Origin of the sequence: Vibrio sp. McD22-P3 (genome assembly GCF_021568915.1) — a bacterium.
GTDB classification, from domain to species: Bacteria; Pseudomonadota; Gammaproteobacteria; order Enterobacterales; family Vibrionaceae; genus Vibrio; species Vibrio mediterranei.
Window position 1 is genome coordinate 140,344 of the sequence record NZ_JAKGTN010000016.1, and the last position, 16,295, is coordinate 156,638.

At 43.9% G+C, this 16,295-nt stretch carries 15 protein-coding genes; 11 read left to right on the forward strand and 4 right to left on the reverse strand.

Translation table 11 applies throughout. The features are described 5' to 3' along the window. Window positions 1–19 precede the first annotated feature (19 nt). From trmH to recG, 3 genes are all read left to right on the forward strand, one after another. Window positions 20–706 (forward strand): tRNA (guanosine(18)-2'-O)-methyltransferase TrmH, encoded by a 687-nt coding sequence (gene trmH, locus L2W36_RS18920; protein WP_006071272.1) that lies wholly within the window; start codon window positions 20–22, stop codon window positions 704–706. Between the two features lie 96 nt (window positions 707–802). Then, window positions 803–1,090: a GIY-YIG nuclease family protein gene (locus tag L2W36_RS18925; protein WP_412104876.1), complete on the forward strand. Its 288-nt coding sequence runs from the start codon at window positions 803–805 to the stop codon at window positions 1,088–1,090. Window positions 1,091–1,943: 853 nt separating this feature from the next. Beyond that, complete coding sequence (gene recG / locus L2W36_RS18930) at window positions 1,944–4,022, forward strand: ATP-dependent DNA helicase RecG (RefSeq protein ID WP_236111170.1); 2,079 nt, start codon at window positions 1,944–1,946, stop codon at window positions 4,020–4,022. A 125-nt stretch (window positions 4,023–4,147) separates the two neighbouring features. Here the strand turns inward: recG and envZ are convergent, their stop codons facing one another. Beyond that, window positions 4,148–5,467, reverse strand: coding sequence for a two-component system sensor histidine kinase EnvZ (gene envZ / locus L2W36_RS18935; RefSeq protein ID WP_006071275.1), 1,320 nt, complete (start codon window positions 5,465–5,467; stop codon window positions 4,148–4,150). Window positions 5,468–5,560: 93 nt separating this feature from the next. Further along, a complete protein-coding gene (gene ompR, locus L2W36_RS18940) occupies window positions 5,561–6,280 on the reverse strand; it encodes an osmolarity response regulator transcription factor OmpR (protein WP_006071277.1) in 720 nt (239 codons plus the stop codon). 355 nt (window positions 6,281–6,635) lie between these two features. Here ompR and L2W36_RS18945 point away from each other — a divergent pair, with 355 nt between their 5' ends. Further along, window positions 6,636–7,499 (forward strand): helix-turn-helix domain-containing protein, encoded by an 864-nt coding sequence (locus L2W36_RS18945; RefSeq protein WP_236111171.1) that lies wholly within the window; start codon window positions 6,636–6,638, stop codon window positions 7,497–7,499. Window positions 7,500–7,560: 61 nt separating this feature from the next. On the opposite strand, the gene greB is transcribed toward L2W36_RS18945, so the two are convergent. Beyond that, window positions 7,561–8,046, reverse strand: coding sequence for a transcription elongation factor GreB (gene greB, locus L2W36_RS18950; RefSeq protein WP_006071280.1), 486 nt, complete (start codon window positions 8,044–8,046; stop codon window positions 7,561–7,563). A 282-nt stretch (window positions 8,047–8,328) separates the two neighbouring features. Between greB and L2W36_RS18955 the strand changes: the two genes are divergently transcribed. The 6 genes from L2W36_RS18955 (at window position 8,329) to L2W36_RS18980 (ending at window position 14,414) form a co-directional block, all read left to right on the forward strand. Beyond that, window positions 8,329–8,862: a hypothetical protein gene (locus L2W36_RS18955; RefSeq protein ID WP_236111173.1), complete on the forward strand. Its 534-nt coding sequence runs from the start codon at window positions 8,329–8,331 to the stop codon at window positions 8,860–8,862. Window positions 8,863–9,353: 491 nt separating this feature from the next. Then, the gene (locus L2W36_RS18960; RefSeq protein WP_236111176.1) at window positions 9,354–10,130 is read left to right on the forward strand and encodes a hypothetical protein; all 777 of its coding nucleotides are present in this window, start codon (window positions 9,354–9,356) and stop codon (window positions 10,128–10,130) included. 61 nt (window positions 10,131–10,191) lie between these two features. Next, window positions 10,192–10,851 (forward strand): fimbrial biogenesis chaperone, encoded by a 660-nt coding sequence (locus L2W36_RS18965; RefSeq protein WP_236111179.1) that lies wholly within the window; start codon window positions 10,192–10,194, stop codon window positions 10,849–10,851. A gap of 11 nt (window positions 10,852–10,862) precedes the next feature. Further along, window positions 10,863–13,193 (forward strand): fimbria/pilus outer membrane usher protein, encoded by a 2,331-nt coding sequence (locus L2W36_RS18970; RefSeq protein ID WP_236111183.1) that lies wholly within the window; start codon window positions 10,863–10,865, stop codon window positions 13,191–13,193. A gap of 3 nt (window positions 13,194–13,196) precedes the next feature. Further along, on the forward strand, window positions 13,197–13,898 hold the full coding sequence (locus L2W36_RS18975) for a winged helix-turn-helix domain-containing protein (RefSeq protein ID WP_236111186.1): 702 nt from the start codon (window positions 13,197–13,199) through the stop codon (window positions 13,896–13,898). Between the two features lie 36 nt (window positions 13,899–13,934). Beyond that, window positions 13,935–14,414, forward strand: coding sequence for a hypothetical protein (locus L2W36_RS18980; protein WP_031493333.1), 480 nt, complete (start codon window positions 13,935–13,937; stop codon window positions 14,412–14,414). A gap of 91 nt (window positions 14,415–14,505) precedes the next feature. Here the strand turns inward: L2W36_RS18980 and L2W36_RS18985 are convergent, their stop codons facing one another. Next, complete coding sequence (locus L2W36_RS18985; protein WP_006071293.1) at window positions 14,506–15,093, reverse strand: YjaG family protein; 588 nt, start codon at window positions 15,091–15,093, stop codon at window positions 14,506–14,508. A gap of 65 nt (window positions 15,094–15,158) precedes the next feature. Here L2W36_RS18985 and L2W36_RS18990 point away from each other — a divergent pair, with 65 nt between their 5' ends. Further along, window positions 15,159–16,085 carry a D-2-hydroxyacid dehydrogenase gene (locus L2W36_RS18990; RefSeq protein WP_006071296.1) on the forward strand — a complete coding sequence of 309 codons (927 nt, stop codon included), beginning with the start codon at window positions 15,159–15,161 and terminating at the stop codon, window positions 16,083–16,085. Window positions 16,086–16,295: the final 210 nt, after the last annotated feature.

Here is a 16,295-nt window from a genome sequence, read left to right on the forward strand (position 1 = left end):
TTTTATTTGGAACCTATTGATGAACTTAGAACGCTACACTCGTATCCAAGAAGTGCTTAAGGCACGCCAACCTGACCTGACTTTACTGCTAGAACAAGTCCATAAGCCCAATAATGTCTCAGCGGTCATTCGTACTGCCGATGCTGCTGGAGTGCATAAAGTTCATGCAGTTTGGCCGGATGAGAAAATGCGTACTTTAAGTCACACCTCCGCAGGCGCTAGAAACTGGGTTGAGGTTGAAACTCACGATACTGTAGCTGATGCCGTTCGCACGTTAAAATCTCAAGGTATGCAAGTATTGGCCACTAACCTTTCCGAAAACGCTGTCGACTTTCGTGATATCGACTACACCAAGCCAACCGCGATTATTCTTGGTGGCGAGAAGCACGGCATCACCCAAGATGCACTCACCGAAGCAGATCAGGACATCATTATTCCTATGGTAGGCATGGTGCAATCCTTAAACGTCTCAGTCGCCAGCGCACTGATTTTGTTTGAAGCTCAAAGACAACGCCAGAATGCCGGCCTGTACGATCGCGATGTCAGTGCTCTGCCCGAAGAAACCATCCATCGAATCCTATTCGAACGCGGCCACCCCGTACTGGCGAAAGTTGCCAAGAAAAAACGCCTCCCTTATCCGCCACTCGATGACCAAGGCCAAATTGTGGCGACAGAAGAGTGGTGGCAAGAAATGCAGAAAAAATAGAGCTAAGTATGGTTTAAGGCTGGTTTTATAGTTCCTTTGAAGCTCCTCGCAACACTATTTTTAACCAACTCTATTCTAAGAGTTTTGTGGTTGATCATGATGAAGCAAGCTAGTGTTTATATCTTAAGTTCTAGGAGCAACAAGGTGTTATATGTTGGAGTTACTTCTCAGCTGAAACAGCGTATCTGGCAACATAAAAATGGCGTTGTTGATGGGTTTTCTAAAAAATACCATGTACATAAACTGGTCTTTTTCGAAGTTCACCAATCCATGACGGCAGCTATCATTCGCGAGAAACAAATAAAGCGTTGGAAACGGGATTGGAAAGAGAATCTGATCAAAAGCATGAATCCAAATTGGATGGATTTGTATGATTCACTTTAATTGAATGTTTGGATTCAACGCTTAAGACCACACCAATTTATTCGTCCCCCCTACGAAGGCTGGGGTCTACTTAAGGCGTGCACCCTACCTCGAGAAGATTCCTGCCTACGCAGGAATGACGAGCGCTATGAATATAACGCATGAGGCTAATCCAAGTTATACGTCCCCCCTGAGAAGGCAGAGGCCTACTTAACGCGAATACCCTGCCTAGAGAAGATTCCTGCATGCGAAGGAATGACGAGCACTTTGGATTCAACGGATAAAAATACCCCAATTTAATCGTCACCCCTGCGAAGGCTGGGGTCTACTTAACGCGTGCACCCTGCCTAGAGAAGATTCCTGCATGCGCAGGAATGACGAGCGCTATGAATATAACGTATGAGGCTAATCCAAGTTATACGTCACCCCTGAGAAGGCAGAGGCCTACTTAACGCGAATACCCTGCCTAGAGAAGATTCCTGCATGCGCAGGAATGACGAGCGCTATGAATATAACGTATGAGGTTAATCCAAGTTATACGTCACCCCTGAGAAGGCAGAGGCCTACTTAACGCGAATACCCTGCCTAGAGAAGATTCCTGCATGCGCAGGAATGACGAGCACTTTGGATTCCACGCATAAGAATACCCCAATTTAATTGTCACCCCTGCGAAGGCAGGGGTCTACTTAACGCGTGCACCCTATCTTGAGAAGATTCCTGCATGCGCTGGAATGGCGAGCGCTTTGGATTCAACGCATAAGACTATTCCGATTTATGCACCTCAAACTCAATGTACAATACCTTGCTAAAAACTGTACAAAAAGACAGTAAAATGCTTGAATATCTGCATATAACATTTTGATGGATGGTAAATATGGCTCAGCTGTTATCGGCAATTTCTCTTTCTTCGCTTTCTGGCGTAGGAGCTAAAGTCGCTGAAAAACTGGCGAAAGTCGGCTTACACTCGGTTCAAGATTTACTGTTTCACTTACCTCACCGTTATGAAGATCGTACTCGTATCTATCCGATCGTTCGTTTGCATCCTGGCCTTTGGGGATCAGTGCAAGGGAAAGTCATGAGTAGTGATGTGGCTTTCGGGCGTCGCAAGATGTTGACGGTTAAAGTGAGCGATGGCAACGGTACTATTACACTACGCTTCTTCAATTTTACCGCAGCGATGAAGAACAACTTCTCTGAAGGTCGCCTTATTGTCGCTTATGGTGAAGTGAAGCGTGGCAACCATGGTCTTGAAATCATCCATCCAGAGTACAAATTTCAAACCGAAGGTAAAGCACCAAAGTTAGAGCAAACCTTAACCCCTGTTTACCCAACCACAGAAGGATTAAGGCAGCTCACACTGCGTAATCTCACTGACCAAGCTCTTGAGCTCATGGACAAAGCAGCAGTAGACGAATTGCTTCCAAGCGGTCTGTATAACCAACAAATTACTCTCGCTGAGGCGCTACACACCATCCATCGTCCACCACCAACGATTAATTTGGACGACTTTGATGAAGGTAAGCACCCTGCTCAGCAGCGACTGATTATTGAAGAGTTGATGGCGCAAAATCTTTCTATGCTAGCGGTACGCAGTAAAGGTCAACAAGATACAGCCATTGGCTTAGCACCTGTTGAAAAGCTAAAAAATCAGCTACTTGAGCAACTGCCTTTTTCCCCTACAGGTGCGCAATCAAGAGTGGTGCAAGAAATCGAAACTGATCTTGCTAAACCTATTCCTATGATGCGCCTAGTTCAGGGTGATGTGGGGTCTGGTAAAACCTTGGTAGCCGCGCTCGCTGCTGTTCGTGCGATAGAACATGGCTATCAAGTGGCTATGATGGCACCGACCGAATTACTTGCAGAGCAGCATGCCATCAACTTTGCAGGTTGGTTTGAAACCATGGGGATACAGGTTGGTTGGTTATCAGGAAAACAGAAAGGCAAAACTAAGGAAGCAGAGTTGGCGCGTATTGCCAGCGGTGAAGCTCAAATGGTCGTAGGGACGCACGCCCTATTCCAAGAGTCGGTTGATTTTCACAACCTTGCGCTGGTTATTATTGATGAGCAACACCGTTTTGGTGTCCACCAGCGCTTAGAGCTGCGTGAAAAAGGTGCTAAACAAGGTTTCTACCCTCATCAGTTGATTATGACTGCCACGCCAATCCCAAGAACCTTAGCCATGACGGCATATGCCGACTTGGAGACCTCGGTAATCGACGAACTGCCACCAGGAAGAACCCCGATTCAAACCGTTGCCATTCCAGATACAAAACGCGACGACATCATTGAGCGTGTCAAAAATGCTTGCTTACACGAGGGCAAACAAGCGTATTGGGTTTGTACATTAATCGATGAATCAGAGGTATTAGAAGCACAAGCCGCCGCTGAGACCGCCGAAGATCTGCAACGTAAACTGCCTGATCTTAAAATCGGTTTAGTTCATGGTCGAATGAAACCGGCTGAAAAACAACAAGTGATGAAGCAGTTTAAAAATAACGAGCTGCACCTTCTGGTTGCAACCACCGTCATTGAGGTCGGTGTGGATGTCCCTAACTCCAGTTTAATGATCATCGAAAACCCAGAGCGCCTTGGTCTAGCTCAACTGCATCAGTTACGGGGCCGTGTTGGCCGTGGTAGCGTGGCAAGTCATTGTGTGCTGTTGTATCACTCCCCACTATCTAAAACTGCTCAGAAGCGCTTAGGCGTACTGAGGGAAAGTAATGACGGCTTTGTTATTGCGCAAAAAGATCTAGAGATTCGTGGCCCAGGTGAACTACTTGGCACCAAACAAACTGGACTGGCTGACTTTAAGATTGCTGATTTAGTGCGGGACCAAAGATTAGTACCGGAAGTTCAACGAATCGCGCGACATGTGCACGAACAGTACCCAGAGAATGCCAAGAAAATTATTGATCGCTGGTTAGGAGACAGAGAATTTTACGCCAAGGCATAAGACGCCTGCTCTACCCATGCCATTGTCACTCTATAAAAAAATACGCCGTCATCCCCTTGAAAAAGGGGATCTTCTTCAGCACGCCGCTTACGTAAAGCAAACCTTCTGCACAACCAATAAGTACCCTACCTCAAACCATTCTTAGCTACAGGGAAACTCACTTGTGCCTTCAGTCCACCAGCGCTGCGATTCGAAATACTCACTGAGCCGTGATGCTGACTAATAATCCGCTTAACAATCGCCAGCCCTAGACCTGTCCCTTCACTGCCTCGTGCGGTATCACCTCGCGTGAAAGGTTCAAATAGACGACCGATTTGGCTCTCTTCGATACCGGGACCATTATCTTCAATAGTGACCCAAGCCAGTTTGTTGTCCGCCGTCATACCTGTGGTTACTTTCACCCAACCATTGCCGTAACGAACCGCATTAACCACCAAGTTGGTAATTGCACGTTTAATCGCAATTGGACTGCCTTCAATATCTTTGATAGTTGCCATTGGGGCATATTCTATCTGGATCTCATATCCGCCTTCCGATGAGACAATATCAGAAGAAATGTCATTCAGACTCATCGGTTCAAATGACTGAGTATTAACCGGTTTTAGGTAATCCATAAACTGGCCAATGATTTCATTACACTCTTCAGTGTCGCTGATGATGCCCTCTGCTAAGTAGCTATCTTCGGGCGACATCATTTCTGTCGCAAGGCGAATTCGCGTTAATGGGGTGCGAATATCATGGCTGATGCCCGCCATTAATAAGGTACGGTCTTGCTCAAGCTCTTGAATACCTTTTGCCATTTGGTTAAAGGCACGCGTAACCGAGCGAATCTCAGACGCCCCCTTCTCAGGTAAAGGTGGCGGGATTTCCCCTTTACCCACCAAATTGGCTGCATTTTCGAGTGCGGTAAGTGGCCGGTTTTGCAAGCGAATGAATAGCCAACCACCCGCAATCACCAATAGCGCCATAATCAAACTATTTCTAAACAGCGGCGCAAAGTCTTCTTCCTGCAACTCTGACAGCGGAATGCGTATCAACGAGTTGGGCAGTGCGTCTATCTTCATCCAGAGGATGTAGCTTTCAGCTCCCAGAATCAGCCTAACTTCAGTTTTTGAATCCAGCTCATCACTCATCTCCTCGCTCATCAGGTCGATAGGCATCGCATGGTTAAACTCGTTCGCCATCGCACTGTCATCAGCATGAATAGTGACACCCAACTGCTCCAATACACGTCGGCGTAAAGGAGCATCCATTTCAAGCTGCTCATCAATCGCTTCATTGTCTTCCAAGAAAAACGATAGCTCATGCGCCAGTATCTTATTGAACTGCTGCAAACTAGGTACAAGAGCGTAGTTGTACACGGCGTAATAAGAAAAAACTTGGCTAGCAATCAAGAGTGTAAAAAATAGCAGAATGGATTGCGTGAAGGAGCTACGAAATCGCATAGGTTTTCCTTAGAGGGCGAAGATGAGAAGAATCTGAGGTAGATAATAAACAAAAGGCCCTGAATCCATCCAGAGCCTTATCGACATTTCTGATTATGCTTCTTTGCCGTCCGGCACAAATACATAACCTAGACCCCACACAGTTTGAATGTAGCGAGGTTTGCTTGGGTCGATTTCCAGCATACGACGCAGACGAGAAATCTGTACGTCGATAGAACGTTCCATTGCCGAGTACTCACGACCACGAGCCATGTTCATCAGCTTATCACGGGACATCGGCTCACGTGCGTTGGTCACCAAGGCTTTTAGTACTGCAAATTCACCAGATGTTAGAGGCATTGCCTCTTCACCACGGAACATTTCACGTGTACCAAGGTTCAAACGGAAATCACCGAACTCAACCACTGACTCTTCTTGGCTTGGCGCGCCAGGAGCTTCAATAGTTTGACGACGTAATACCGCTTTAATGCGAGCAAGTAGCTCACGAGGATTAAATGGTTTCGGTAGATAGTCATCCGCACCGACCTCTAGGCCGACAATACGGTCAACTTCATCACCTTTGGCTGTCAGCATCAGAATCGGCAACATGTTGTTGGCGTTACGTAAACGACGACAAATCGACAGGCCATCTTCACCTGGTAGCATTAAATCCAATACCATAAGGTGAAAGTTTTCACGGGTTAACAGGCGGTCCATCTGCTCACTGTTAGCAACACTGCGTACTTGGAATCCTTGCTCTGATAAGTAACGCTCTAGTAATGCACGTAGACGTGCATCATCATCAACAACTAAAATCTTGTGATTTTCTTGCATATTCGATTCCACCACTAAAAAGCAATTTACCGACCCCTCCGTCAACAAAAAGTGTGTCAGAAGAGTATCTGCACTAAATGTAACATTTCATGGCCAATAATTGCGCAGAGAATTGTTAACGTTTATTAATTATGACTCATATCAGACACATTCGTCACTGCTCTAAGTGATATAAGTGATGTATATCTAATGTTGCCTAATTTTACTTGCTGCAACTTCGTTAACCTGCACGCTAACTATTCAACGTCTACTAACCCTTTGTAACGTTTTAAAATATGCTTTTGTGCGCCCCGCCAAGCCCATGTCATATAACCTAAGTAAACTATCACTAGCTTATCGAACTCAAGGAGAGATTATGACATTTGAAGCACAATCGGAGAGTCTGTTTTCACGCGATAACTTCGCACAAGCACTGAAGTATTGGCGCAATTTTAATGGCATGTCTCAATTGGAACTGGTTGAAGCGCTGAGCTTATCCCATCGAGCATTTCAAGGGATAAACCAGCCAATGCTCAGTAAGTGGGAGCATGGCAACGGACAGCCTTCATTGATGCGCCGAATCGGGGTCGCCACGTTTTTCCAGCAAAGTTACCATTATTCAGAAGATGAACGTCGCATCATTCAAGGGGTCGAAAAATATGATGACTTCTTTAGAGGGTTTGACACGCTCTACCCTTATACGATTGATACTTATGAAAGCTATCGTTGGGATAATCTGCCAGAGATCTATCGAGAGCAAATCGTCTACGCACAAGAGAACTATCGTTTTATCACGTTTCAAGAGCTGATAGACGTCATGTCCATTCAAGAAATCAACGTGGTTCTTGCTAAGCACCGGGACGCGGTGGTTGGTCATATTGTGCATGGTAAGGATATTAACGGGCAGAACTGCCTACTTAGCTATGTGGCGCTTAATAAAGACTTGCATCGATTAGTGCATAACTACGCGTGTGAGTTGTTTGAAGGTAAAACCTTACTTATCACCGCGATCAAGCCTTACGCTAAAACTCTGATCTCGGATATCTATATTCCTGAAAAGTACCAAAGCGGACATATTACTGTGTATGAATGCCAAGTCGACACGCTAGCCGCCAATCCGTTTTTCGACCAAATTCACGATGAAGGGCGAATCCTAACGTTACTGAGCCATCATCAGAAGATTCAACGTAACCGCCGCTCAGCTCCCACACACAAAACGGACGAGTTAGCTCTGTCATAAATCACAGCACGCAATTTGAGCTCTCAAAGACATACCACTTTAGGAGCTCAAATCGCTCTATTTATTCAGAGTGCTGTTGGTAAGTGATGGAGTTAATAAACCACTCCTTATCTCCTTGAGGGGTCTTCACCACTACCTCATCATCCACTTGTTTTTTTAGCAGCGCCCTCGCCATAGGAGAATCAATCGATATATAACCTTTTGCATCGCCGTAAATCTCTTCGGGACCAACAATACGGAAATGCATGGTTTCACCTTCTTCATTTTCAATCTCCACCCAGGCACCGAAAAAGACCTTCCCTTCTTGTTGAGGTGAATAATCAACGATGGTGACCTCAGGTAAGAACTTGCGCAGAAAGCGAACACGGCGATCGATTTGGCGAAGCAAACGCTTATTGAAGGTATAGTCTGCGTTTTCAGAGCGATCACCTAAACTCGCCGCCCACGTCACTATCTTAGTGACTTCAGGACGTCGCTCGTTCCAGAGGTAATCATGTTCTTGTTTCAGTTTGTTGTAGCCTTCACGCGTGATCAATTTGGTCTTCATTTTGTTCTCTATTAATAGCAACTGCTGCTGAGAGATTATAACGAACTATTTGACTTTGTATGAACCCAAAATCCTCCCTCCTTGCACACCAACGAATTGCTGAAATGATAGTAAACCGTCAAAACACCATTTTAAACTACCTAATTATCAACATGGTTACCCAATGATTTATATCGTTTTTATTTTTTATTAGGACTTATTCTTTTACTTACCCCCTTAACTAATACCAATAATGAATTCTCAACGCATCACTTTCGAACATTCACTGTTAAGGAAAACATCATGTTTAGAAATAAAGCCTCTTTTCTACCTCCACTTAAACTTACCAAAAGAGATCTTCAATTAGAGGATATGGAGCAATTAGGCGTACATTTTGTTCATGGCACTAATTCAAGCGCTTTAGAAGGGTTGGTGAAATTCCGAGCGTTACTATCGGCTGAAGAAATAGATTGTACCCCTTGGTTCCATCGAGCCGAAGGACTAAAATCTGGAGAAAGGGGGAATACATTTGACAACTTGTTTCGCAATCAACCCATAAGCCAAGGTGTTAGCCTAAATTATACTCGTAAGTACCACGAAAGCCTTAATCATTATGCCAAACTCGGTTTACTCGATGAGGACAACTATGAAGTGCTAATCGGTTTAGACTCATTTGTCCCACTGCGTGCTAAGTTTACCGCACATCCCGTTAGTATCAGCGGTATTAGCATAATGAGAATCTGCGCTATTTATGTTCCTGCACAATATGTATCAGACGTAAAAGAGATGTTCCAAACAATTCCCTTTTTAGTCACCAAAATACGAAGTTTTAGATAGTTGACCAATACTTTCGTGAAGATAAACCCCATAGAGTGCTGAAAATCTTACTTCGCTTAGCACTCTTTTTCGAAAGTCGTTGACCTCTTTCTATTTATCAACTTTAGAAGCATATTTCAAATAACTCCACCAACCAACAACTTATCTAATTGTTGCCCCCATATCAAACTGCAAACTAATACCAGGTTCTAATATCTAACTTTCAGTAGTTTCTCTCTCAAGTTTGTTTGTTTTAGTGCAATAGCCTCTACAACTGGTGAGAAGCTCAAGCTCAAGCTCAAGCTCAAGCTCAATATCAACAAGAATTAGTGCTGCATAAAAACACAATGAAAATTATAAGCCACTGATATGTATGACTTTTTATTTTTTATAATCATTTATTAGTTAACTGGGTTCCAAAAAAACAATAAATTTCGTCTCGAATCAGAACACACTGACATTCATATTTAACCTCACTCAAGCAACAAACTATTTAATTTGGAAAATAACTCATGACTTTTAACTTAACAAAACAAACTCTAGCTAGCAGCATTAGCCTTACATTAATGCTAAGCGCATCATCAGCAATGGCTGAAAACACAAAAAATCCAGTAGACGAAGATTATGTAAACTACCAATATTCATTCAGCGAAAAAACTTATGGCGAACACAGTAAGATAAGTAAGCGAAATGTGGAAGAAAAAGCGCTTAATTTAAATATGAAAACAAATATTACGTATGAAGGAGCTATTTGTTCATTTGAATTTGCGCAAGGAGCTGGATTCGATGTTAATTTTGGCGATGTGAAACTCGATAACAGCCAAGAAAATACTATTCGTCTTCAGGATACAGCATTGAGTTTTACTGGTCTCGGTTGTGATATGGCGTTTTTTAATATTGAAAACACATCAGTGAACCAGAAGAACTCACAAGAAGGGAGGAAGCCCCATCCAGTTAACGATGCCTCTTGGAACGACAATGGTCATACTTGGTATGCATTAGGGGATGATATTGGCGTATGGTTTACAACTGTCATCAAGGAACAGAACAAAGTTGTTACGGCAGCTAGAGACAGTGGTGGCAAACGCGGGATAAAAATCAAGAACGGTCAAAAAATTAATAAAGCAGGCGAAACAGCGCAGTGGCTTCGACTGAAAAATTATGCTGAAGCTGACACTATTACATTAACATCAGTTATGAATATTGACCATAGAAAATACGCTATCTGGAATCATACTGCGAATAAAGAAGTCGAAAAAGTGATGTCTTTTACTGCAAAGATTCAATAATACTTATTTAATACCTATCTTTGGAGTATTTATATACTCCAAAGATATAGAGATGTAAAAAATGAAAAAATATATATTACTAATGCTAATGCTACCAAGTATTTGCTATGCCATTGCTATCCCCGGAGCTAGGGTGGTTTATATTGAAGGGAGTAAATACTTTCAAGGTGAAATTGTTAACAACTCTGAATCTGCGACATTAGTACAGCTTTCTATATTAGACGACAACTTTGATGAAGAGAAACTGCCGATAATAACTCCGAATATCATTCTATCTAAAGCAGATAGTCGCTCAGGGTTCAGAATCTATAATTTAGAGTCAGTAATGGACTCTAATGAGGTAGAAACATATCGAACTCTTAGTGCAGTCTCGATAAAAGAGCAGTCAGATACTCCATCTGATGTCATTGCTAGCTTGGATATGCATTACAAGTTATTTATCAGGCCAAAATCCATTGCGACAGTAACCATGGCAGACGCAGTAAAGAAACTCGTTATTAACAAACAAGGCGATGATTTTACAGTAAGAAATGAGTCTCCATTACACATCACGCTCATCTCTATTGAACAAAGAAAAGAAGAGACGATGGTAGTACAAATGATTGCCCCTTATCAGGAGATTACATTTACTAAAAGTAGTAATTTTAACCCCAAACGTTCTTTTGAATTAAATTATATCGACGACATTGGGTTACTTGCTAAAGATAAACGATTGCTATAGAAATATTATCCATGTCACGTTCCCTAGTTTTGTTCTTTCTTGCCTCTCCATTGCTTTCTTTCGCGGGAGGCTTTGATCTTTCTCTCCTTAATGGCATATCTAAAGATGCCTCTCTCGGCAGCTTGGTTAATCACATCCCTGATGGTAACTATGACTTTAAAATTACCGTCAATAAAAGGCGAAAGTATTTTGAATCCATCCGCTTCTACACCAACGAGCAAGGAGAAAGCACGCCATGCTTCTCAGAACAGCAACTAAGTGTGTTCGGCATTAAACCGGATATCAACTTAACACAAGGCTCGTGTGTGCTAAGCAGCGAAATTGGCTTGGATATTGATTTTGGCAGTTTCGAAATAACCATGAACATCCCTTCCAGATTTTTGCTGTCAGAAAAGCAGTATGCTCTGGCTCATTATGATGATGGTGTCACAGCCTTAATGCTGCCATATTCGGCTGGAATATCGACTAGATTTGACGATAACTACAGAGCTTACGGGTCAGCAAGCCCACAATTCAATGTGGGACGGTTTCGCTTCAAGAGTAGCCTCTCGGCTTCTATGATGAATCAAGAGACGACAATGTCCAATGGATATCTCTATGGATATACCAATATTCCTTCACTGCGCAGCAAGTTTATGTTTGGTGAGCTAAGCCAAAGCACAGCAGTCATGGGCTCGGTCGATATGCAAGGCGTTAGCTTAAGCAGTAATAGCCGTTTGTATCAATCAGGGCAAATGACGGACACCACGACCATTCGTGCCAATGCGGAAACGAATGCCGAAGTGCGTGTTTATCAAGACGACGAACTGATTCACACCGAATACGTGGCGGCCGGCGAATTTACTATTAACGATATGAACATTCGTTCCAATAGTGATTTCGTGGTCAGTATTAAAGAAGAAGATGGACGTGAAGCGGTTTTTTCAGTTCCTAGTCAATTGGTACTCAGTGTCCTAAAGCAAGGCACTAGCGAACATAGCTTATTTACAGGGCTACAACGAACCAACTCACACGCCTTTTTAGGAGGAGAATTGATCTATGGCCTAACGGATACTCAATCTTTAACTACTGGGCTTTTTGTCGAGCGCGACTATAGTAACCTATCTGTGGCTAGTACGATGAATTTCGACCTATTAGGTGGTGTTCGCTTATCGGCTGCACATTCTACTTACCTACCAACGGGTCAGTCGGGGACTAAAATCAATTCAAGCTTAACCAAAAGCTTGCCATTCTGGTCGCTGAATTTTCAGACCTCTCTGAGTCATTTTTTGGGAAATGGGTACCGAGATATCAATAGTAGCCATATTGCCGATACGGTTAGAAAAGGCTATCAGTTCTCTACGTCAGCGAGTAGCAGCCTGCCTTTTCAACTTGGAAGCGTCAGTCTATTTCAGTCTCTGGGAGGATCAGACAATGCACAATTCCAAAGCTTTGGCTTAGGGTACTCATTTGGTAATGAATACTATCGATACTCCGTTAGCGCCCTAAAAGCCTATTCTAAAGATAGTGGTCAGAATGACTTTTCCGTCGACAATCGACTCTCAATGAATTTTTCGATACCGCTCAACTGGGGAAAATCGCGCGTAAGCTTATCTCGCTCACACAGCAGTGGTCGCCCTGCGAGTACCTCACTGTCTAGTGGTATGCCGTTCGGCGACAGTAGCTCCGTATCAGGCTCTCTGAGTTTAGATGATAAGAAGGGCCTTGTTGGGCATAGTTTGTCTTTATCAAGCAAGAGTGAATATAACGATTATTCTCTGCAATACTCCAACTCTCAATCGGGCTCACAGGTTAGAGGCACCGTAAAAGGCGGCTTAGTCGTTGCTGAAAATACCGCGCTTCCCACTCGGCGTCTATCCGACACCAATATATTAGTCAGAGTTGACGATGTGGAAGGGTTAAAAATAAGAAATGCCGGTAAAACAAACGTGGATGGCTTTGCGCTCATCCCTTCAGCCTCTGCGTACAGTCAAAATCGAGTTTTAGTCGAATCCGACTCGATTCCTGATGGAGTCTACCTTGACAATACCGTCGCAAATACGATTCCAAGTGAAGGCGCTCTCACCTTAGTCACTTATCACGTTAAAAAAGGGCGCGACACCATGCTTAAGCTGAGGCAAGAGGTTTCATTAGGAACTAAGCTTTATAGTAATGATGCCCCGATTAGTAGCTACTTTGACAATAATGGCCGTGTCTTTATTGCAGCATTTGACAAAAATAAGGAGCACCTAAGTGTTCCTATGCTCAGCTGTGACGTAAACATTATTGAAGACAGCTATATCGATATGTCTGGCTTAGATTATTATGAAGCCGAGTGTCTGTCCCCAAGTAATAGAAGCTAAATCATGACACCAACCACAAATATAACCTTGAACCCGAATAATGGTCACCTGGCGGAAGACGGGCTTACTATCGCCAAATTAAACAGCAGTGAGCGACTTATCCTAGAAGCTCTTTGCAATGCTCAAGGGCACCCATTAACCAAGCAACAGTTATTGGACGTTGGCTGGCCTGGCAAGATTGTAGTCGCTAATTCGCTCAATGTCGCCATCCGAAATATTCGGACAGCGTTGGATAAAGTTGGCTTAGTGATGTGCTTAGAAACCGTTCCAACTATTGGTTTTCGGTTAGACCCTAATGTCATTTTGATCACAAATGACATGCCTTTTGTCAGCGTGAACGTAAGTTCAGCAAGCGCTAGTGACAATGACGCCAGCTCTTCTGAATTAGCCGCTCAGTCAGTCGAAGAATGCCCTTCACCCAACGACACAGTTGCGACACCAACTCGGTTTGAGTTAGTAAAAAAGGTGCCTTTAATGGCACTTTATGCCGCCTTGTTGTTTTGTGCTTTAGTGATTTTTTACGTGTCATCGATAAAGCCAAGTATGCACACCTATAAGCGTGGCAACACCACTTTGGTCGGCTCATTCTCTCTGCCAGATAACACGGTACACGCCCTCTCTAAAGAGACGGAGGGTCATGTGGTGTATTTTCGGGATACTTCTGATGAAGATGGCATTATTCGCTTGGTCCCAATTGAACACTGAACCGAGATTTTAGCTTCGAATAGTAAGGAATACTGAATGCGCTCTACCAATGCTATGGCCAACCTGCGAACAATAGCGACATCAAAATGCTTCGTTGCTTTGCTGCTAATGGTTTCTGTTGTTTGGCTATTGTACCCCTTCGTTAATGGCTTGGGATGTAGCTATAGGTTTACTCATGATGGTGAGCTCAACTTGCAAAAAGGCAAATGCCGCTCGGGCGTGTTGTCTGTGTATATTGAAAATAAAGCCAGCGGGAGGGTCATTAATAAGACCATGCTTTGGGGTAAACGAGGGTCGGAGATTTACACGCTATTTATTAGTCAGAGAGAGGTAAAACCTGCAGTGGCCACCGATAATCAAGCACTGTATGCCGATACGTTTTATGATAATCAGCTGTTAATTGTTGGGCTGTTGCTCGAGACAAAACAGCCTAATCAGTACATCTCTGTGTTTGATTACCCTTTTGATATCGGCTACGACATCACCTTGTTTGGCAAGACGAGTTTTTTTGATTAATACGAGAAGGTATTGAGTTTAGTTTGGTCGTTCTCAGGCGGGTCGTGGAAAACTTACCTGAGAACGTACTTTTCTATCCTGAAGGCGTACGCTAGATACTTACACCAATGTTACTGACTCCCTCTTCCTTAAGCTCAAGGCGAAGATCTTTAATCAGCTCTATATCACGCTCAGTGCAATCACGTAGTGGACGGAAAATAGCCCACTGAACATCCCATTCTTCACACACAGCTTCGTTTTCTTTTTGGTTCTCATTGGTGATTTCCACACCGGTTTCTGCTTGCTCAAGCTGAGCCACAGTCGCGACAGACTGTTGACTGATCTTAAGCGTTGATTCCAGTAAGTAATCACGATCTAGCAAACCATGCAGTAAAGTCGATAAGGCAAAACACGCATCAATCGCTGGATAGACGCCGTAGATATCGAAATCTTCCGAGTTCGGAATGACCTCTTCTAGCTTTTCTAGCTGCTTTTCGAAGTTGATTTTAGCGGTTTTCACCGTCAGCAGTTCCCATACAGCATCCAAAATATTGCGGTACACGCGCGCTTCAGCAAACTCGGTTTGCTCACAGAACATAGCGAAGTTGGGGTACATACGCTCGCACAAACAGGTCATAAAAGTGATATGCTGCCAAGGCTCAAATTTTTCGATACGTACCTGAATAGGGTTCTTTAACATGGTCGCTCTGCCGTAGTGAATATAGTCTGCGGAAGTGTAACCAAACGGATAGGGAATAGCCAGAAATGACGACGCAAAAGCATCGCTTAGCACTTGTGACGGACAACAATGAACACTACCTGCCACTGCTTGAAGCAAAACAACTGCCTGATTTGGAGATTATCTCTGAGTTGAGTAATGCCACTATTGTACTGGCAGCGCCGCCAAAGCTTGCTTCCGAACTCGATAGTGCTGAGCAGTTACAGTGGGTTCAATCTACCTATGCTGGCATTGATGCCTTACTTGGCGAATCTCTGCGTAAAGACTACAAACTCACTAACGTAAAAGGCATTTTTGGTCAGCAGATCAGTGAGTATGTGCTGGGTTACGCCATCAATTACTTCCGTCATTTCGATCTCTATAAACAACAGCAGCAAAAACGTGACTGGCAGCCACACAGCTATCAATCGCTGATTGGCAAACGTATGGTGATTTTTGGTACGGGTGCGATTGGTAGTCACCTGGCGAATTCCGTCAAGGTACTGGGTATTGTGCCTATCGGTGTCAATCGCACCGGCATTCCTCCTCGCCAAAGTGCGTTTGCAGAAACTTTTCATATCAATGAAGCAGAAAAAGCGCTGGAGCAAGCGGATATTATCGTCAATACCTTGCCCAACACCCCGACGACAGATGGACTGTTCAATGAACAACTCTTTGCGGCCTGTCGTCATGCTTTGTTCTTCAATGTAGGTAGAGGCCAAACCGTTGATAGTAATGCCCTACTTAGTGCGCTGGATAAAGGTCACTTGGCCCATGCTTTCTTGGACGTATTTATCAACGAGCCTATTTCTCAAGAGTGCCCTTACTGGCACAACCCAAATGTCACCGTAACCCCACATATTGCTGCCATCAGCTTTCCTGAGCAAGTAGTCGAGATTTTTGCGGAGAACTATTTGCGCTGGCGTGATGGGTTTCAGTTGCAGAATTTGGTGGATTTTGAGCGTGGGTATTAAAGGGGGATGCTATAGCGTTATCAGGCATAACTCTCAAAAAAGTTGTCACTCCTGCGAAGGCAGGAGCCCTCTCAACGCACGCACTAAGCCTCAAATAGATTCCAGCCTTCGCTGGAATGACGTGAGTTGTGAATCAGTCATACTAAAGAACAGTCACACCACTCGCAGCTAGTGGAATGACGTAAGCTGTTGGTCCATCAGACTCAAAAT